This is a genomic window from Fulvimarina fulva, assembly GCF_039652615.1.
In the GTDB taxonomy this organism is placed as follows: Bacteria; Pseudomonadota; Alphaproteobacteria; order Rhizobiales; family Rhizobiaceae; genus Fulvimarina.
This window is the reverse complement of the sequence record NZ_JBDJAC010000001.1, coordinates 696,362-714,589: the sequence shown is the minus strand read 5'-3', so window position 1 is coordinate 714,589 and position 18,228 is coordinate 696,362. Positions and strand designations below refer to the sequence as shown.

Sequence of the window (18,228 nt, the reverse complement as noted above, 5' to 3'; positions counted from 1 at the left end):
CGCGCCGAACACCCGGCGCGGTAATCTTTTCTAAGCGCTTCTGCGGCCTGCATCATAGGGCAGCCCGATGACCACGACCTCTCTGGCCCAGGCGGAAATCGAGGCCCTGCTGGCTCGATTGCCAAAGGGATACGATCTGTCTCTCGATCGCGTGCGCAAGCTTGCTGCGTCTCTTGGTGACCCACAGCTTAAACTGCCGCCGACGATCCATGTCGCGGGCACCAATGGCAAAGGGTCCACCTCCGCCTTTTGCCGCGCGATTCTCGAGGCGGACGGGAAGAGCGTTCACGTCCACACTTCGCCCCATCTCGTATCCTGGCATGAGCGCTACCGGCTCGGCCGGAAAGACGAGAAGGGCATCCTGGTGCCGGACGAGGTTCTTGCCGAAGCGGTCTCACGCGCCGCAAAGGCCGTCGGCGATCTGCCGATTACGGTCTTCGAGATCCTGACTGCGGTGACGTTTCTTCTCTTCTCCGAGCATCCGGCCGATGCGGCCGTTGTCGAAGTCGGCCTCGGCGGGCGGTTCGATGCGACAAACATTCTGGAACACCCGGCCGTCAGCGTCATTACTCCGATCTCGCTCGACCATCAGTCCTATCTCGGCGACAGCGTGGAACTGATCGCCGCAGAGAAGGCCGGCATCATCAAACCAGGCGTTCCGCTGATCGTCGGCCCCCAGCAGGAGTCGATAGCGTTCGATGTCATCGAACGGATCGCGGATCGCAACAACGCGCCGATGTCGCGCTATGGACAGGATTTTTTCGCCTTCGAGGAACATGGTCGCCTTGTCTATCAGGACGACGACGGCCTTCTCGACCTCCCGCTGCCTCGCCTATACGGACGCCATCAGATTTCGAATGCGGCAACCGCGATCGCGGCCTTGCGAAGAGGCGGCTTCCAGCCGAGCGAACGGGCGATCGAAGCCGGAATGACCGGCGTGGAATGGCCGGGCCGCCTTCAGAAGATCACCTCTGGTCCACTTTACGAAGCGGTCGTCGATGGCGGCGAGCTTTGGCTCGATGGCGGTCACAATCCGGGTGCGGGCGCGGCAATCTCCGAGGTCTTTGCCAATCTCGAAGACAAGGTTTCCCGGCCGCTCTTCCTGATTTGCGGCATGCTCAACACCAAGGATCCGACCGGTTTCTTCGACGCCTTTCACGGCATCGCCCGCCGTGTCATCGCGGTGCCGCTTGCCACGTCCGATGCCGGGATCGACCCGAACGAGCTCGTGGATTTCGCGCTCGATAGCGGGCTCGACGCCGAGGCGACCGACAGCATCGAGGCCGCCATCAGGCTGGTTTCCCAGCACTGGGCAGTCCAGCCCGCACCGCGCTTTCTCGTCTGCGGATCGCTCTATCTTGTCGGTGAGGCCCTCGAAAAAAGCGGGCTCGCCCCGCGCTGAAGGACCCGACTGTGAGCAAGGTCTTCTCGATCCTCTTCATCATTCTGATGGGCATCCATATCTGGCGTCCGCTGGGCCTGCCGGGGCTCAGGCGTCGCGGTGATTTCTGGAAGATCGCACTCGTCGGCTTTGCGGTCTTCAGCCTCACCATCATGATCCGGCCCTGAAACCATAGCAGGAGTGAATGTTTGTGATCGTTCCGGCGGTGGTGTAGGAACCGCGGGATTTGATCTTTCTCGACATTCGTGGGCTGAACCGACACATGGACCGAATTCGTATACGCGGCGGAAACACGCTCAACGGGACCATTCCCATTTCGGGCGCAAAGAATGCTGCCCTCCCGCTGATGATCGCCTCGCTGATGACGGACGACCAGCTGACGCTCGAAAACGTGCCGCACCTCGCCGATGTCGAGCAGCTGATCCGTATCCTGACCAATCACGGCGTCGACTACACCGTAGCGGGCAAGCGCGCCGGACAGAACGCGGCGACGGGCCGCACGATTCATTTCAGCGCCCGAAATATCGTGGATACCCACGCGCCCTATGAACTCGTTTCCAAAATGCGCGCGAGCTTCTGGGTCATTGGTCCGCTTCTGGCCAGAATGGGCCGTGCCAAGGTTTCGCTCCCCGGCGGCTGTGCGATCGGAACGCGGCCGGTCGATCTTTTCATCGACGGCCTGCGCACTCTCGGCGCGACGATCGATATCGAGGGTGGCTATGCGATCGCCAAGGCGGACGGTGGTCTCGTCGGTAACCGCTATGTGTTTCCGAAGGTTTCGGTCGGTGCGACCCATGTGCTGATGATGGCGGCAAGTCTTGCCAAAGGCGAGACTGTTCTGGAAAACGCCGCGCGCGAGCCGGAAGTGGTCGATCTTGCCAACTGCCTCAACGCCATGGGCGCGAAGATCGAGGGTGCCGGTAGCCGCACCATCACGATCAACGGTGTTGCCCAGCTGTCCGGTGCGCGTCATTCGGTGCTGCCCGACCGGATCGAGACGGGGACCTACGCCATGGCCGTCGCGATGGCAGGTGGTGACGTGACGCTAACCAATACCCGCTCTGAACTCCTCGACACCGCACTCGGTGCCTTGCGGGAAACCGGTGCCAGCATCGAAGATACGCCGGAAGGTATCCGCGTACGGCGTAATGGCGGCGGGCTTCATCCGGTCGATGTCGTCACTGATCCGTATCCCGGCTTTCCGACCGACCTTCAGGCCCAATTCATGGGGCTGATGACGCGGGCCGATGGCACCTCGCACATCACCGAGACGATCTTCGAGAATCGCTTCATGCATGTCCAAGAGCTTGCTCGCCTCGGCGCCAAGATCTCGCTCTCCGGTCAGACGGCGACCGTCGAAGGTGTGCCGACCCTGAAGGGCGCGCCGGTCATGGCGACCGATCTGCGCGCATCCGTATCGCTCGTCATTGCAGGCCTCGTCGCCGAAGGCGAAACGGAAGTTCATCGGGTTTATCACCTTGATCGCGGCTTCGAGCGGTTGGAAGAAAAGCTGACCGCCTGCGGCGCCGATATCGATCGCGTCTCCGGTTAGACTGGTCTTTCGTCCGGGGTTTTGCTGAGGGCACGGTTTTTCGTTCCCGCGCCGCTTTCGAGCGGCCGGGGTTTGCGGATGTCTTCATTCTGGCGCCGTCCAATGTGGGCGGCGAAGCGCCGGAGGCGAGCCCTCCGAAACTTTAGTCTATGCGGCTCACCTCCGGCGCTCCGCACGGGATTTGTCGCTCTCGCTTCGCCGATCGCTCCAGCCTTGCCCGATGCCCACCTCGCCGACACGCCGGCCTCGTTTGAAGAGGCGGGGGATGCCGGTTCGAGGTATGACTTCGGGCGCAGCCCAAACCATCGACGGCTGTTGGTGCTTCACGGGATGCCTTGACGGCCTCCCGTTCAAGCGGACCGATCCGCACCCGCGCCGTATTACGCGAGGGACCAACGGAGCCGCGAGGCGTCCGGGGCGCAGCTCCTCCGGAAGAAGCCGCACCGCAGACCCGCAAGCCACCCAACCCGAAGCGATCCCGGCGATCACCCGTGCCCCCTGGGCTGCATGGCGGGGCGATTATGCGAGGGGTGACGCGGGTGGGGATAAGATTTTTTACGAGGATGACGACGAGAAGAGGACGGCGCTTCCTCTCGTTTTTCGTGCGAGGAGCGACATCGACCATCGTCTGACCGAGACATGGGAACGCAAGGATATAGTTCTTGAAACGCGGATGGAGCTTCTCCGCCGCGAAGCTCAATGAGCTTCGTCATCCCGGACTTGGCCCAGGATCCATTCCTGCGGTCCGTCCTCCCTGATGTGAGTGGCGAAAGCACCACCATACTCGCCGAGAAGTCAGAGGAATAGGCGCTATGCGCGCTCGGAGGCCGGGATGATGAAGGAGGGGAGAACCTTTCCGATCACTGTCCTCGCTGATGATGCAAAATCGTCATCCGCGACCGCGAAAAAAACCTCTGATGCCGAGACCGGTTCAATCAGCCGGGCGCTGAATCAGATCGCAAGCTGTGCGGTTCATCGGCAAACTGATGCGGTAAGGAGAAAAACTGCGGCTTGACCGGGATGACCCAAATCAGAGAGGACATTTAAGTGCGAAAAAGGAGCCCCGCATGTACAAAAAGATTCTCATTGCGATTGCGCCCGATCATCTCGAAGGTGCGAAAGAGGCCATCGTTGCCGCCCGCGCGCTTGCCAATGAAGGCGCCGAAATTCATGTCATATCGATAATCAACCGCATTCCAAACTATGTTGTCGCTGAAGTTGGGGGCGAGGTTTACGATCGCACGAGCGACAAGACGAAAAAAGCGCTCGCCAAAATTCTGGAAGACCACAAAGATATCCAGATCTCTACCGTTATCGGCGAACCGCCTGCCAAGATCATTTCGACCGCGAAGGAAGGCCGGTACGACCTCATCATCATCCGCTCCCATAAACCGGGTGTACGAGATTGGTTCCTGGGCTCCACGGCAGGACGCGTGACGCGGAGTACGCCGTGCGCAGTCCACATCTTGCGGTAACGGAACCACCACCCGCAAATGGAAGCCCGAAGCCGCGTCGGCATTCGCTTGAAAAGCCCGTCAGATCGAATGCCAGCGATATCGAGACGAAAGAGAGCGATGGGTCCGGAGACCTTCGGTTCCTTTTCGATTCATTCGGACCGGCGTCGGGCATCATCGCCCGTCGCTCTGGTGAGAGCATGACCATCCATGAGCAGGGTTATGGTTAAATGGATGTTGAGAATGAAGGGCGCGACAAAAGCCGGTCATGCTCGTTTGCTGTGATGGCGAAAGGCTTTGGTCAGGGCAGTGTCCGGTGCTGACGCGTGGGGCGTTGCCCCTTCAACACAGCTGTTGAGCAAATTCACGCAAAACGGCGGGGCGGGATGGCGCGCAAGCCCCGCGCCAGCTCGGCGATTCCGGACCCCTTCGAGGGATCGCCGAAGCGAATGCCTTCCCGTCCATTCGACCAAATCCTCGCGCAGCGAAAACAGTTCCGGATCATGGATTTGTGCAAAGGGGCGGGGACTGCGCGTCGGATATCCCGGCTTGTCAGTTCAGGCGATCGCAAATGAGCGGCAGGGAAGACAGCGGCAAGCTTGCGCTGCCAATTTATATACGAAGAAAACACCGCAAAATATCTTGTCGTGGGTTCACGGCTTGATTGGCGATAGTCCGCTTTGTTAAGGAAGTGTTCCGGTCGGCATCCTGCGAAAGTGGGGACTTTCATCTGAGGGTGTGACCGTAGAATGCTGAGAGGGAATGCTCTTATGGTTTCACACGTTGCGATGACGCGTCGCCGACAGGTCATGCTCGCCTCGCTTCTGGGATTGGGTCTCGGATTGACGGGATGCCAGGACAAGGCCGCGACCGGCACGCTCGACGACATCGCGACGGACGTGAAATTCGACGAGAAAACTTACGGTGTTCCGGCCTCTCCGCGAATGGCGGAGCGGGCGGCACGACAGATCAAGAAGGGCGGGGGACGCTCTCAAGTCGGAAAGCCCTACAAAATCAAGGGCGAATGGTATTATCCGAAGGATGAGCCGGGTTACGTCGCCTCGGGGCAGGCCTCCTGGTACGGACCGAATTTCCACGGTCGCCTGACGGCGAATGGTGAAACCTACGACATGCGCCATCTGTCCGCGGCGCATAAGACCTTTCCGCTTCCCTCCTATGCGATGGTCACGAACCTCGAGAACGGCAATCGCGTGAAGGTTCGCGTCAACGATCGCGGGCCGTTTGCCCACGGACGTGAGATCGATCTTTCCCAGAAAGCGGCCGAGCTCCTCGATTTCAAGCACAGCGGCACCGCAGAGGTTAAGGTCGAATATCTGGGGCGCGCGCCGCTCGAGGGCGACGACACCCAGATGCTGCTGGCGAGCTATTCGCAGGGTGGAAATACCGTTCAGGACGTGATGGTGGCCGATTCCGGCGATCGGCGAAACGGCATTGCAAGCGCCGCTGCCTACGATGGCTCGGCCAATGCCCCTGTTCCCGGACTGCGTCCGATGCAGAGCCTGTTTCAGAACCAGCCGTCGCGTACGAGCAGGATGATCGACAATCTGAGCTCTTTCCGGGGCGAGGACAATCGCTCAGGAGCGACGAAAGCACTGGAAGCGCTTGGGACGGCGAATGCACCGAAGACGGAAACCATCAATCTCGGTACGATTGATCGTAACCTGATGGCGAAGGTTGGAAGCGTCATCGGCGTTGGCTCGACGGCACAGGCGGAAGCGACGAACCGCAGGGATCTCGTATCGGCGACGGTGACCGCATCTCCGAGTGTCGACAAGGACCGGCTGCTTAAGAAGCTGTGGTCCGCCGGTTTCACCGACGCATTTCCGGTCCGCGACTGAGGGTTTGAGAGACCTGACCGATCTGTGAGGCGGGTTTCATAAGGAATATTGGCATTCCGCGCTTTCCTGCGGATGCAAGGGGCGATAAGACGGTCTATAGCTTTTCCATCTTCTCCAATGCTGCGCAGATGATGCCGTCTCCCAAGCCTATGATCCGAGCGAAATACGTTGAACCGGTGTCGACAACTCGCTCTAAAAGCACGTTTTCACGCAGGATATTATCCAAAAAGTCATGCAGCTTTTCGGCGTCATGCTCTAGAGCGCTCCTGGCGGCGCTGGCACTGACATTTCTTCCTGTCGACACATCTTCGGCACAGGAACCGGCGAAGAGCGGTTTCGGGGTCGAAACCGAAGCCCCGCGCGCACTTCTCATTGAAGATCGAACGGGAACGGTCATTCTCGTCAAAAACGCGTCCCAACCCTTCGAGCCGGCATCGCTCGCCAAGCTGATGACGATGGAAATCGTCTTTGAGGCGCTCGACGAGGGCGAAATCTCGCTTTCCACCGAATATACCGTTTCGGAGCATGCCTGGCGCACGGGCGGTGCGCCGTCAGGGGCTGCGACCATGTTCGCGGCGATAAAGTCGTCCATTCCGGTCGCCGATCTCATTCGCGGCACGATCGTTCAGGGTGCGAACGACGGCGCGATCATCCTTGCCGAAGGTCTCGCTGGCTCTGAAGACGAGTTCACCGCCCGAATGAATGCGCGCGCCGAGGAGCTCGGCCTCAAGGACACCCATTACGCCAATCCGACCGGTCTGCCCTCCGAGGATGGCGAGCAGCAGACGACGGCGCGCGACCTCGTGACCCTGACCCGGCATCTGCGCTCGGCGCATCCCGAACTCTATAAGATCTATGCCGAACCCGCCTTCGAGTGGAACAAGATCTTCCAGCGCAACCGGAATCCCGTGCTGGGGGGTGATCTCGGCGGGGAGGGCGTCGGAACCGGCTTTACGGATAAAAGCGGCTATTCGCTGATGGGGGTCGCCGCCAAGGATGGCCGCACCCTGCTGCTCGCGCTGTCGGGGCTGGAAAGCAGCGCCGCGCGCGAAAAGGAAGCGCAGCGCCTCCTGGAATTCGGCTTCGACGGGTTGATCGAAGCCGATGTCCTTCCCGCAGGCGCAAAGGTCGGCGACGTCCCCGTTTTCAACGGCGTGGTTGAAACTGTGCCGGTGCGCATCGACCAGCCCATCGCGGTTCTCCTGCCGGAGGATTCGCTGGATGCGGTGAGCGCACGCCTGCGCTTCGAGGGGCCGGTGATCGCACCAGTCGAGGAGGGCGAACTGGTGGGCGTGGTGGATATTCAGGTTTCCGGTGAGACTGTGTATAGCCAGCAGATCTTTGCGGCTGCGCCAGCACCGGTGGGCAGCTTCGCGGAGCGCGCGAGCGGTGCCCTTTCGGAACTGGCCTTCGGCTGGACACGTTCGTTTTAAGTTGAACGACAGACGGGAGCTCTGGTGGCCGGAAAATTCATCACGTTCGAAGGTGGCGACGGAAGCGGCAAGACCACCCAGGTCAAGCGGCTCGCCGAAACGCTACGCAAAAGCGGCTACGACGTGGTGACAACCCGCGAGCCGGGCGGAACCCCGGGTGCCGATGCGGTTCGTCACGTCGTTCTGTCCGGCGCGGCGAAAGATCTCGGCCCGAATATGGAGGCCGTTCTCTTCGCGGCGGCGCGCTCGGACCATCTGAGCAGCGTGATCCGTCCGGCGCTCGAAGCGGGCTCGATCGTGATCTGCGATCGCTTCCATGATTCGACCCGTGTCTATCAGGCGGCGACGGACGAAACCGATATTCGATTTCTCGACAGGCTTGAGGTTGCGACACTCGACGGCGTGTCGCCGGACCTGACGATCATTCTCGATGTTCCGGCCGAACTCGGCTTCGAACGCGCCAATGCGCGGCGGTCCGAAGGCGTCGCGGACCGCTTCGAGGGTGAAGAAATCGAAATTCATGCGGAACGCCGGGAGCGATTTCTGGCGATTGCCGAGGATGAGCCGGAACGCTGCGTCGTCATCGACGGGCGAGGGGATGAAGACGAAATCGCCGAGGACGTTCTGGCCGCGGTCGCGGATCGATTGGGCCTGAAAGATGCCGATGGTGTAGACGTGCGATCCGGCGAGACGGTTACCGGCTGACGATGGATCTCACCACTCAGGCCGAGCACGACGATCTCGATGGCATTCCGCCACCGAAAGCCCAGACACGTCTGATCGGTCAGAACGGACCGTTCGAAGAATTCCGCAGCGCATTCGATGCGGGTAGATTGCACCACGCCTGGCTGCTGCAGGGGCCGCGCGGCGTCGGTAAGGCGACGGCGGCGTTCGCCTTCGCGCGCATGCTGCTCGGCGCGGAGCCCGCTACGGCGGAGGAGGGAATTTCATTTCCGCAGGAGGGTTCGGTCACGCGTCAGATCGCGACGGACGCGCATCCCGGCGTCATCCATGTGACGCGCGCCGCGCAGGAGCGCGGCATCGGATTTCGAAGCCAGATCACCGTCGACGAGGTGAGGCGGCTCGCGCGGTTCTTTCATGCAACGGGCGCCGAGAACAGCTATCGCATCGCGATCATCGATCCCGCCGACGAAATGAATCGCAACGCTGCGAATGCGCTATTGAAGATGCTGGAAGAACCACCGCGCCGCGCGATGTTCTTCATCATCAACCACGCGCCGGGTCGGCTTCTTCCGACCATCCGTTCCCGCTGCAGGTTCCTGCGCTTTTCGGAACTCGACTCCCACGCCCTTCTTTCCGCGATCAAGGCGGTGAAGCCGGACCTTTCGGACGACAATGCCGATGTGCTGGTCGAAGCTGCAGAAGGATCGGTGCGCCGGGCGCTGCAGATCGCCGAATATGGCGGTGTTGAAATCCTGAAGGCGCTCGAGCCGTTGCTCATGGCGGACCGGCCGGACTGGAACACCTTCGGCGCGATGACGGATCAGCTTGCCCAGAGGGGACGCGAAGCATCCTACGAACTCGCAATCGAAGCGATCACATCGACCATCGCCAGGGCGAGTGAAAACGCGCTGCGGGCAGGGGCGCTCGGCCGAGCGGCCGAACTCTCCGCGCTCTGGCAGACCGAGAAGGATCGTATTCGTGAAGCGGCGGCCTATAATCTCGATCGCAAGCAGGTGCTCTTCACGCTCTACGATCGCTTTCACGAGGCTGGCACATCCGCGCACATATCGGCGGCCTGATTTCGCCTGATCGCAGATTTTAAGGCCCTTCATTGAGGACCATGCGCTTTTGGTCTATCCCGCGCGCAACGAATGTCACTTCAAAATGAGACCGAGTCCGAGTCATGGCCGAACGGTACTATCTGACCACCGCGATCTCGTATCCGAACGGCAAGCCGCATATCGGACACGCCTATGAACTGATCGCGACCGATGCGCTGGCGCGCTTCAAGCGTCTCGACGGATACGACGTCTTCTTCCTGACCGGCACCGACGAGCACGGCATCAAGATGCTGCAGAACGCGCGGGCGCAAGGACTGACGGCACGCGAACTCGCCGATGCGAATTCGGCGGAATTCCAGCGCATGTCGGTCGCGCTCGGCGGCTCCAACGACGACTTCATCCGCACGAGCGAAGCGCGACACAAGATCACCTGTCAGGCGATCTGGAAGCGGATGGAAGCGGCGGGCGACATCTACAAGGACGCCTATTCCGGCTGGTACTCGGTGCGTGACGAAGCCTATTACGGCGAGGACGAAACCGAACTGAAGGAAGACGGCACGCGGATCGGCCCCCAGGGCACGCCTGTCGAATGGATCGAAGAGGAAAGCTACTTCTTCCGCCTCTCCCAATTTCAGGAGCCGCTTCTGAAGTTCTACGAGGAGAACCCGGATTTCATCGGCCCCAATGAGCGGCGCAACGAAGTCGTCTCCTTCGTCAAATCCGGCCTCCGCGATCTTTCGATCTCGCGCACCACGTTCGACTGGGGCATTCCTGTTCCGGGCGACGAAAAGCACGTGATGTATGTCTGGGTCGATGCGCTGACGAACTATCTGACGGCGACCGGCTATCTCGAGGATGAGAACGGCGAGCGGGCCGGTTTCTGGCCGGCGGACCTCCACGTCATCGGAAAGGATATTACGCGCTTTCACACGGTGTACTGGCCGGCATTTTTGATGTCGGCGAAGCTCCCGCTGCCCAAGCGCGTCTATGCCCACGGCTTTCTCTTCAATCGCGGAGAGAAGATGTCGAAGTCGGTGGGCAACGTGATCGATCCGTTCGCACTCGTCGATACCTATGGGCTCGATCGCCTGCGCTATTTCCTGCTGCGCGAAGTGCCGTTCGGCCAGGATGGCAATTATTCGCATGATGGAATCGTGAACCGCACGAATTCCGAGCTTGCCAACGATCTCGGCAATCTTGCCCAGCGCTCGCTGTCAATGGTCGCCAAGCATTGCGAGGGCAGGGTGCCGCAACCGGGCGCCTTCACGGAAGCCGACGAAACAATCCTGAACGCGGCATCGAGCCTTCTTCAGCAATGCCGCGAAGCTGCGGACAAGCAGCAGCTGCATCAAATTCTCGCTGCAATCATCGCGGTGGTCAGCCAGACGAACCGATACTTTGCGGGCGAGGAGCCCTGGGCACTTCGCAAGAGCGACTTCGACCGGATGCAGACGGTGCTTTACGTGACCGCCGAGGTCCTGAGGACGGTCGCCATCCTGCTTCAGCCTTTCACACCGGAAAGCGCCGGGAAACTTCTCGACATTCTCGGCGTTCATGAGAACGATCGCGGGTTCGACGAGCTGACCAATAATGCGCGCCTTGCGCCGGGTGCGGACCTGCCGGCGCCGAAGCCGATTTTCCCGCGTTTCGTCGAAGAAGAAAGTGCAGCCACGAACTGATGTTCATCGTCGATAGCCACTGCCATCTGGATTTCCCGGATTTTGAGGAAGACCGCGACGCGCTCATCGAGCGGGCGAACGCCAATGACGTCCGCCTCTTCGTCACGATTTCGACGAAGGTCGCGAAGATCGAGCGGCTCATCGATCTGACACGCCGCTATGACAGCGTGTTCGCCTCAGTCGGCACCCATCCGAACTCCGCCGGCGAGGAGCCGGATGTTGCGACCGAAACGCTCGTCGACATTGCCGGCAAACACGACAAGATCGTCGCAATCGGCGAGGCCGGGCTGGACTATCACTACGACCGGGCTCCGCGCGAGATACAGGAGGCCGTCTTCCGCCGACATATCGCGGCGGCGCGCAAGACGCAGCTACCGCTCGTCATCCATGCGCGGGACGCTGACGATGACGTTGCGGCAATCCTGCGTGACGAAAACGGGAAGGGGGCTTTCCCCTTCATTCTGCACTGCTTTTCGTCCGGCCGGGCGTTGGCCGAGGCCGGGATCGAGCTTGGCGGCTATGTGTCGTTTTCCGGTATCCTGACCTTTAAGAGGTCGGATGAGCTGAGGGCGATCGCTGCAGATGTGCCGATGGACCGGCTGCTCGTCGAAACGGACGCGCCCTATCTCGCTCCAACACCCTATCGCGGAAAGCGCAACGAACCGGGCTACACGCGCCACACCGCCGAGGTGCTTGCGGGCGTCAAGAACATCTCGCTCGATGAAATTGCGAAGGCGACCTCCGACAACTTCTTCAAGCTGTTCACCAAGGTGCCGGATCCCCGGCCCTCGATCTGACCGATCATGCCGGACGCCGATACAGACACGCGGTTACGCCTCACGATTCTGGGCTGTTCGTCATCGCCCGGCGTGCCGCGCGTTTCCGGTGACTGGGGCAATTGCGACCCTCGGAATCCGAAGAACCGGCGCACGCGGACGGCAGCGCTGATCGAGCGTGTCTCACATCTCGGCATTACCCGTGTCGCCATCGATTGCGGCCCGGATTTTCGTCAGCAGATGCTGGCCGCCGAAGTCGATCGCCTCGACGCAATCATCCTCACGCACGCCCATGCGGACCATATCCACGGGATCGACGATATGCGCGTCTATGCGCAGATCCAGGGCAATCGCATTCCGGTCTATGGAGACGCGGAAACACTGACCCGCGTGCAGGATGCCTTCGGCTATATCTTCAAGACGCCGCGCGGCAGCGCCTATCCGCCGATCGGCGAAACGCGCGTCATCGAGCCAGGCAGGGCATTCGAAATCGATGGCCCGGGGGGCGCCTTGTCGATCTTGCCGCTTCTGCAGATCCATGGCCCGATCACCTCGCTCGCCTTCCGCTTTGGTGCGATAGCCTATTGCACCGATGTCAGCGACATTCCGACGGAGACCGAGGCACAGCTTCAGGATCTCGACCATCTGGTTCTCGGCGCGCTCCAATACAAAACCCATCCGAGTCATTTCTCTCTCGGACAGGCGCTCGGCTGGATCGCGCGTCTTGCGCCGAAAGCTGCAACGCTGACCCATATGCACACGCCGCTCGATTACGAGACGGTGCACCGCGAAACGCCGGACCATGTTGAGCCCGGCTATGACGGCCTGATGATCGAACGTCCGATCACGAACTGAATGTGAACCTGCCGCACATATGGAAGCAACGCTTCCAAAAATCGTCGGCAGCCAGAGCGATGCTCTGGCTGTTCAACAAATCCTGATCAGTCAATGCGCCTTGTGGAAAGGGTGATAGGGGCGCTACGTGCCAACACGCGCCAGAACACCCAAATACAAAAGTTGCATAATATAGATTATGGAACTACACGGCCTAGCGGAAAGCGGGCGCGGGCGCTGTGTTAACCATAACCCGCACACCGCTGCGCTCGATTGGCTGGCCTACCTTTCGAAAGCTGAGATCCGGTTACCGTGATGGCGATGATGGCGATGGGTTGCATTTCAGAACTCAGTGTCGCCAAGCGATTGCATGGCTCTTTCAAGCATCGCTATGACGTGGGCCAGCACCCAAACGCCTACGCCAAATCGCCGAGCCGATGGCGGCACCCCACATGTCGACCGCCAATGCGCCGCGCTTTTCGGTGGAAAGCGTGACTGGCTGGGTTGATGCGGCTCCGCATCCGCGTAGTCGTCGTCAGACCGAAACCGTTGGAGCCGACGCCATGGAACCCGCGCGCGACATCTCCCGCCTGATCGAGATCATGGCTGCGTTGCGCAATCCGAACGGTGGGTGCCCATGGGATCTGGAACAGGATTTCTCAACGATCGCGCCGTACACCATTGAGGAAGCCTACGAGGTATCCGACGCTATCGAGCGCAACGACCGGATCGATCTCAAGGAAGAGCTCGGCGATCTGTTGCTCCAGGTCGTCTATCATTCGCAGATGGCGCAGGAAGCTGACTGGTTCACCTTCGAGGATGTCGTCGAGGCGATCACGAAGAAGATGATCCGACGCCATCCTCACGTCTTCGGCGATGCCGTGGCCCGGTCGGCCGGAAGCGCCAAAGGCCAATGGGAACGCATAAAGGCCGAGGAAAAGGAAGAAAAAGCCGCAGAAAGGGCGAAAATCCTAGGAGAAAATGCCGGGCAAGCCGGCGAGGGGTTTTTGGATAAAGTTCCTAGCGCCTTCCCTGCCCTGACGCTTGCCCTGAAAATCCAGAAGGAAGCGGCCAAGGTTGGCTTCGATTGGGCCGAACCGGAGCCAATCTTTGCCAAGATCGAGGAAGAGATTGAGGAGTTTCGGGATGTCGTCGGAACCAGACAGGCGAAGGCGGGCGATCCGGATGAAACGGCGCCTGATCGCGGCGGAGAGGCAGCTGTGCCGACGGCCACGCAACATTCGGTGTCGCGCCGAGAGGAAGAGCTTGGCGATCTGATCTTCTCTGTGGTCAATCTGGCGCGTTTCTACGAGGTTGATCCAGAGAAGGCATTACGCGGTTGCGTCACCAAATTCCGCAATCGCTTCCACCACATCGAAACCGCCCTCGCCTCGGATGGCAAAACGCTTCGGGAGGCCAGCCTCGACGAGATGGAGGCCCATTGGGTGGCGGCGAAGACCCTCAGCTTGCCGAGCTGAGCTTTGCGGTAGATGGGCGATCGAACGATCCGCGCGTGCAGCACCTGAGCCTTGCGCTGCTGTTTGCTGTGAGTCCTGGCCGGACACGGCTGGCGGAATTGGTGGGCGGCAGGCGTCTCGACCCCTTGAACCAGATCGACTTGGGCGAGCGGAGCGGGTCGGCATGTTCTCTCATCAACCGCCTGCCTGTGATGAAGAGCCGTTCCGCGGATGGCTCGCACAGCCCCCACTGAACCACCGCTTGCGAGACACGAAATCTTCGCTTAAACAGCTCTGCAATCGAACCGTACGGTACGGTTCGATTTACGTGGGCGATCAATGCAGGCTGTACAGCACCAAATCGCGGCAAATGACGGGACGGTCGAGACCCTCACCGACCGCCAGCGCGATGTGCTGGAAGCGGTTCTCGAGCTGATCGTCAAGGGCCAGCGGCCGTTATCGATGATCGCGGTGGCCCGCGCCGCATCCTGTTCCAAGGAGACGCTTTATCGCTGGTTCGGGGACCGGGACGGGCTTTTGACGGCGACCGTGCGCTGGCAGGCGGCCAAGGTGCGCGGCATCGAACTGCCGAACGGGCCGATCGACGCGGCGTTCCTGCAAACCGCCCTCGCCCGCTTTGCCTCCGACTGGCTGCGCGTACTGACCGGTCCGACCTCGATCGCCCTCAACCGGCTGGCAATCGCCGAGGCGGGGTCCGAAACGCTCGATCTCGGTGCGATCGTCTTGCGGAACGGGCCGGTGGAAATGGCCCGGCGCATTGCGCCTCTCCTCGTTGCCGCGCGGGCGAGCGGCCTCATCGCCTATTCCAGCGAGGCGGGCGTCTTCTCGGCTTTTTTCGGCCTCGTCGTCGGCGACTTGCAAATCCGCTTGTTGCTGGGCGATGAGGCCGGCGGGACATTCGACATCGACCGAGCGGCCGACGAGGCTGCACGGCGCTTCATGACCCTTTTCGGGTCGCAATAACGGCCGGACGGACACGCCGTCACGGTCAGGATCAAACGGAAGGAAACGACAATGCGCGTCTATTACGATCGCGACGCCGATCTCAATCTCATCAAGGGCAAGAAGGTTGCCATCGTCGGCTACGGTTCCCAGGGCCGCGCCCACGCGCTGAACCTCAAGGACTCCGGCGCTGCCGAGCTGAAGGTCGCCCTCCGCCCGGGTTCGTCAACGGCCAAGAAGGTGGAAGCCGACGGTCTTGAGGTTCTCTCGGTTGCCGATGCGGCCAAGTGGGCCGACCTCCTGATGATGGCAACGCCTGACGAGCTGCAGGCCGGCATCTGGAATTCAGAGATCAGGGACAATATCCGCGACGGCGCGGCGATCGCCTTTGCCCATGGCCTTAATGTCCATTTCGGTCTCATCGAGCCGAAGGGCTCGATCGACGTCGTGATGATTGCGCCGAAGGGCCCCGGCCACACGGTTCGCGGCGAATACCAGAAGGGCGGCGGTGTGCCGTGCCTCGTCGCCGTTCATCAGGATGCATCGGGCAACGCGCTCGATCTCGCCCTCTCCTATGCTTGCGGCGTCGGCGGCGGTCGTTCCGGCATCATCGAAACGACCTTCCAGGAAGAGTGCGAGACCGATCTTTTCGGCGAGCAGGTCGTTCTGTGCGGCGGTCTCGTCGAACTCATCCGCGCCGGCTTCGAGACGCTGGTCGAAGGCGGTTATGCGCCCGAGATGGCCTATTTCGAGTGCCTTCACGAGGTGAAGCTGATCGTCGACCTCATCTATGAGGGCGGCATCGCGAACATGAACTACTCGATTTCCAACACGGCGGAATGGGGCGAATATGTCTCGGGTCCGCGCATCATCACGGCCGAAACGAAAGCCGAGATGAAGCGCGTTCTCACCGACATCCAGACCGGCCGGTTTACGTCCGAATGGATGCAGGAGTGGCATTCCGGCGCCGCCCGCTTCAAGGGTATCCGCCGCGTCAACGACAAGCACCAGATCGAGGAAGTCGGCGAGAAGCTTCGCGGCATGATGCCGTGGATCAAGTCGAACGCCCTCGTCGACAAGGCGCGCAACTAAGCAGCCTTTGCTCTCACGAGTGTCGATTGCGATCCGTGAGAGCTTGGTGCCGCAAATCTGCATGACGTTTCGAACACCGTCATGCAGGAAAACCCGAGAGCCGCGACTTCAATTCGCGGCTTTCTTTTTGCCTGGCATTTACCGGTCCGTTAGAATCACACCGCATATTCGATGTTTCGATCGAAACACGCCGGGATCACTCCGGCGTTTACGGCGTCGTAACCAATCTCCCACACAGTCAGTGCGAACCTCGAACGCCTGGGACGGATTGAACGATGGCACTTCCCGAGCAAGAAACCGATGGATCTGAGCGGCGGATCGCGCCACGCCAGCGCGTTCTGAAGCGGGCCCGGGTCATCTTCAACAATGGGTTCTCCACCCTCGACTGCGTCGTCCGCAATGTGTCGGCGACCGGGGCGCTGCTGACGCTCGCCGAAGCGGTGCACGTGCCGAGGGAATTTCAGATCAAGATCGGCGAAGATGCCGTTCGCCCTGCCCGCCTCATCTATCGCCGCACGATGTTCGCCGGCATCCGCTTTGCGGACATTCCGGACGAGGATGAGGAGCGGGCCAGACTTGAGCGCCCCTCGCCAGCCGCGTCGGCGAATGCATCTCACGCTACACCCGCTGCCAGCGGATCGCCTGCCGATGCGGGACCCGGAATTGAGAAGATCCGTCCGCAAACTTTTCCCGGCATCGTTACGCGGAATATGCCGTGGTTCGACAAACTGTGAACGCGCTTAGAATATTTCCCGCATGGCATCAAAAAGCGGGTGGACAGCCGGAAATACGCTCTTTATATGCGGGTCACGAAGCGCGATAGCCGCTTCGCCGTGGGTGATTAGCTCAGTTGGTAGAGCAGCTGACTCTTAATCAGCGGGTCGTAGGTTCGAACCCTACATCACCCACCATTTTTCAAGGACTTCGCGCGAAAACTGGTGACTGCGGTTTCCAATTATTGGAAACCGTTTCCAATTCTGGTTCTGTTCTTGTTCTCGCCAAATGGCTATTTGGATCGAACGACAAATCCATGGTGCGAGCGACAAGATGGCTGAGAAGACCTATTTCATCGTCCAGGCTTTCGAGAAGAAGGGGCGTCGTCTCGTTCCGGCCCAACCGACGCAATGCAAATCAGCGCAAGAAGCGGTGTCTCGCGCCGAGCGGGATACGGCGCGTTTTGCCGGGGTTGTCGCCTTCAGCCAGGTTGCCGATGAGGAGACCGGCGAGACGATGGACGAGCCAGAGTTTCTGTTCCGACAGGGAGATCTCCCGCAGGAGATGAGCGACGAGTAATTTCGGCTGCTCTCCAAACCACCTAACTGTCACCTTCGAAAGCGAAACGTACGCAAGCTTCCCAAGCTTGATGTTTTGGATTCGATCGCCATCGCCCGCTCCAGATTCCAGGGTTTACGCCGGTTACGGGCCTACACCAATGGGAACGAACGGCGACCAAATGCAATCGGCGGCGCAAAAAGTCCCACTCGATTCCCGCGGCGTCCTCGCGTTTCGTTCTTGTCGGAAAAAGGGGCTACCTGAAAGGCTACAAAAAATCTCCGGACTATGGCGGACCGGAGCCGAGCTGGCGGTCGATCGTCGGAGTCGCCGCCCTCTTCGTCGTCTCGGGCGGTGTTTTCGTCTGGATGCTTTAAGACTCAAGACGTTCCGCCCGCCGGATCGCACGTCGCCGTATCTCGATCCGCACAAGACGCCGAACGATAACCTCTTGACGCTCGACCCTCGTCAGGAGCGGCCCGTCGACTTCGACGCAATCACGCCGCCCGCATCCTTCGCAGATCAGCCGACGCCGAAAGCGGTCGACCTCGACGTCTCCGAGCATATCCTCCGGTCGGTAAGAGGTGGCTCCGGTTGTCTGAACAGTTTCACCGGTTCTGATGAGTGGATCGTCTGCGGGTTTTAGGCGCTGTTGAGATAGTTGCTTCTCAAACCCTCTGAGGTCTGATTCAAGGCTGCCTTTTGAGGCA

General features: G+C 60.6%; 19 protein-coding genes and 1 tRNA gene. 19 read left to right on the top strand and 1 reads right to left on the bottom strand.

All coding sequences use genetic code 11. The features are described 5' to 3' along the window. Nucleotides 1-67 precede the first annotated feature (67 nt). The 6 genes from ABDX79_RS03315 (at nucleotide 68) to ABDX79_RS19675 (ending at nucleotide 6,267) form a co-directional block, all read left to right on the top strand. Nucleotides 68-1,402, top strand: a complete 1,335-nt coding sequence (locus ABDX79_RS03315) for a bifunctional folylpolyglutamate synthase/dihydrofolate synthase (protein ID WP_346218811.1) — start codon at nucleotides 68-70, stop codon at nucleotides 1,400-1,402. 11 nt (nucleotides 1,403-1,413) lie between these two features. Next, a complete protein-coding gene (locus ABDX79_RS03310) occupies nucleotides 1,414-1,569 on the top strand; it encodes a hypothetical protein (RefSeq protein ID WP_346218810.1) in 156 nt (51 codons plus the stop codon). Nucleotides 1,570-1,664: 95 nt separating this feature from the next. Beyond that, a complete protein-coding gene (gene murA, locus ABDX79_RS03305; RefSeq protein ID WP_346218809.1) occupies nucleotides 1,665-2,954 on the top strand; it encodes a UDP-N-acetylglucosamine 1-carboxyvinyltransferase in 1,290 nt (429 codons plus the stop codon). Nucleotides 2,955-3,786: 832 nt separating this feature from the next. Beyond that, nucleotides 3,787-3,969 (top strand): hypothetical protein, encoded by a 183-nt coding sequence (locus ABDX79_RS03300; RefSeq protein ID WP_346218808.1) that lies wholly within the window; start codon nucleotides 3,787-3,789, stop codon nucleotides 3,967-3,969. Nucleotides 3,970-4,021: 52 nt separating this feature from the next. Continuing rightward, nucleotides 4,022-4,429: a universal stress protein gene (locus ABDX79_RS03295; RefSeq protein WP_346218807.1), complete on the top strand. Its 408-nt coding sequence runs from the start codon at nucleotides 4,022-4,024 to the stop codon at nucleotides 4,427-4,429. Nucleotides 4,430-5,178: 749 nt separating this feature from the next. Next, a complete protein-coding gene (locus ABDX79_RS19675; protein WP_463671099.1) occupies nucleotides 5,179-6,267 on the top strand; it encodes a septal ring lytic transglycosylase RlpA family protein in 1,089 nt (362 codons plus the stop codon). A gap of 94 nt (nucleotides 6,268-6,361) precedes the next feature. On the opposite strand, the gene ABDX79_RS03285 is transcribed toward ABDX79_RS19675, so the two are convergent. Beyond that, a complete protein-coding gene (locus tag ABDX79_RS03285) occupies nucleotides 6,362-6,664 on the bottom strand; it encodes a hypothetical protein (protein WP_346218901.1) in 303 nt (100 codons plus the stop codon). Here ABDX79_RS03285 and ABDX79_RS03280 point away from each other — a divergent pair. The 13 genes from ABDX79_RS03280 (at nucleotide 6,549) to ABDX79_RS03220 (ending at nucleotide 18,164) form a co-directional block, all read left to right on the top strand. Then, complete coding sequence (locus tag ABDX79_RS03280; protein ID WP_346218897.1) at nucleotides 6,549-7,700, top strand: D-alanyl-D-alanine carboxypeptidase family protein; 1,152 nt, start codon at nucleotides 6,549-6,551, stop codon at nucleotides 7,698-7,700. The genes ABDX79_RS03285 and ABDX79_RS03280 overlap by 116 nt on opposite strands. Nucleotides 7,701-7,724: 24 nt before the next feature. Next, complete coding sequence (gene tmk / locus ABDX79_RS03275; RefSeq protein ID WP_346218806.1) at nucleotides 7,725-8,405, top strand: dTMP kinase; 681 nt, start codon at nucleotides 7,725-7,727, stop codon at nucleotides 8,403-8,405. Nucleotides 8,406-8,407: 2 nt separating this feature from the next. After that, complete coding sequence (locus ABDX79_RS03270; protein ID WP_346218805.1) at nucleotides 8,408-9,463, top strand: DNA polymerase III subunit delta'; 1,056 nt, start codon at nucleotides 8,408-8,410, stop codon at nucleotides 9,461-9,463. Nucleotides 9,464-9,567: 104 nt separating this feature from the next. Continuing rightward, nucleotides 9,568-11,124, top strand: coding sequence for a methionine--tRNA ligase (metG, locus tag ABDX79_RS03265; RefSeq protein WP_346218804.1), 1,557 nt, complete (start codon nucleotides 9,568-9,570; stop codon nucleotides 11,122-11,124). Continuing rightward, nucleotides 11,124-11,921, top strand: coding sequence for a TatD family hydrolase (locus tag ABDX79_RS03260; protein WP_346218803.1), 798 nt, complete (start codon nucleotides 11,124-11,126; stop codon nucleotides 11,919-11,921). Before metG ends, ABDX79_RS03260 begins: the two co-directional genes overlap by 1 nt. Nucleotides 11,922-11,927: 6 nt before the next feature. Then, the gene (locus ABDX79_RS03255) at nucleotides 11,928-12,755 is read left to right on the top strand and encodes an MBL fold metallo-hydrolase (RefSeq protein ID WP_346218802.1); all 828 of its coding nucleotides are present in this window, start codon (nucleotides 11,928-11,930) and stop codon (nucleotides 12,753-12,755) included. A 542-nt stretch (nucleotides 12,756-13,297) separates the two neighbouring features. After that, nucleotides 13,298-14,212 carry a nucleoside triphosphate pyrophosphohydrolase gene (mazG, locus tag ABDX79_RS03250; RefSeq protein ID WP_346218896.1) on the top strand — a complete coding sequence of 305 codons (915 nt, stop codon included), beginning with the start codon at nucleotides 13,298-13,300 and terminating at the stop codon, nucleotides 14,210-14,212. Between the two features lie 318 nt (nucleotides 14,213-14,530). After that, nucleotides 14,531-15,175 (top strand): TetR/AcrR family transcriptional regulator, encoded by a 645-nt coding sequence (locus ABDX79_RS03245; RefSeq protein WP_346218801.1) that lies wholly within the window; start codon nucleotides 14,531-14,533, stop codon nucleotides 15,173-15,175. 51 nt (nucleotides 15,176-15,226) lie between these two features. After that, a complete protein-coding gene (gene ilvC / locus ABDX79_RS03240) occupies nucleotides 15,227-16,246 on the top strand; it encodes a ketol-acid reductoisomerase (RefSeq protein WP_346218800.1) in 1,020 nt (339 codons plus the stop codon). Between the two features lie 275 nt (nucleotides 16,247-16,521). Beyond that, the gene (locus tag ABDX79_RS03235; RefSeq protein ID WP_346218799.1) at nucleotides 16,522-16,980 is read left to right on the top strand and encodes a PilZ domain-containing protein; all 459 of its coding nucleotides are present in this window, start codon (nucleotides 16,522-16,524) and stop codon (nucleotides 16,978-16,980) included. A gap of 101 nt (nucleotides 16,981-17,081) precedes the next feature. Then, nucleotides 17,082-17,157 (top strand) — tRNA-Lys (locus ABDX79_RS03230). A gap of 136 nt (nucleotides 17,158-17,293) precedes the next feature. Next, on the top strand, nucleotides 17,294-17,539 hold the full coding sequence (locus ABDX79_RS03225; protein WP_346218798.1) for a hypothetical protein: 246 nt from the start codon (nucleotides 17,294-17,296) through the stop codon (nucleotides 17,537-17,539). Between the two features lie 160 nt (nucleotides 17,540-17,699). Next, a complete protein-coding gene (locus tag ABDX79_RS03220; RefSeq protein WP_346218797.1) occupies nucleotides 17,700-18,164 on the top strand; it encodes a hypothetical protein in 465 nt (154 codons plus the stop codon). Nucleotides 18,165-18,228 lie beyond the last annotated feature (64 nt).